The sequence below is a fragment of the Maribacter sp. 1_MG-2023 genome (genome assembly GCF_030547005.1).
Lineage (GTDB): Bacteria > Bacteroidota > Bacteroidia > Flavobacteriales > Flavobacteriaceae > Maribacter.
Genome location: NZ_JAUOPN010000042.1, coordinates 1 through 741, shown reverse-complemented (window position 1 = coordinate 741; position 741 = coordinate 1). Strand labels below are relative to the sequence as shown.

At 41.4% G+C, this 741-nt stretch carries 1 protein-coding gene; it reads right to left on the bottom strand.

Annotated elements, in window-relative coordinates:
* Nucleotides 1-90: 90 nt before the first annotated feature.
* Nucleotides 91-741, bottom strand: a 651-nt coding sequence (locus tag Q4500_RS18615) for a group II intron maturase-specific domain-containing protein (RefSeq protein ID WP_303601059.1), incomplete at its 5' end; no start/stop codon positions are given.

Sequence of the window (741 nt, the reverse complement as noted above, 5' to 3'; positions counted from 1 at the left end):
AATCGAGTAGACGGCTCCGCCCCTAATTAGGAACGGAGTGCGCCTCTCACACCACCGTACATACGGGTCTCGTATACGGCGGTTCAATAATTATACATCTCGTTTGTAGTATTCTATTAAACTAACATACCCTCTCATTTTTAACCTTTTAATGGTAATTGTAGTCCCTAAAATAGGGCTTTGAGCTACTGCCCATCCTCCCATTCTTGTGCGACTCCAAGCATAGGCGGTGTTTTGGTTTACACCTAAACGGATTAGGTTTTTCCGCTTCCGTTCTGGTTTCTTCCAATGGTGCCATATACAGTACCGCAATCGGTTTCTTAGCCATTCTTCCAGCTTTTTAAGCTTTGCTTGAATGGATGCAGCTTTAAAGTAATTTATCCAACCACGTATTAACAGATTGATGCGTTTGATGCGCTCGTCAAAGCTTACGGGAATCGTTTTCTTGGTTAGATATTTAAGTTTAGACCTAAACGCTACCCATTTGGACGCTTTTACCACAAGTTGGTATTTCCCTTTCTCTCCTTTCTTATACGTTGGCACAAAGCCATATCCTAATACTTGGAAGTCTAAAGGTTTTCGAACACCGCTCTTCGCTCTGTTTATAGGAAGGTGGAGTTTGTCTCGCAGAAACTTGTAGATACTATTACCTACCCGTTTTGCAGCCATTTTACTTTGAACATAAATACTGAAATCGTCAGCATATCTTACATAGCGATGCCCACGTTTCTCTAATTCTTT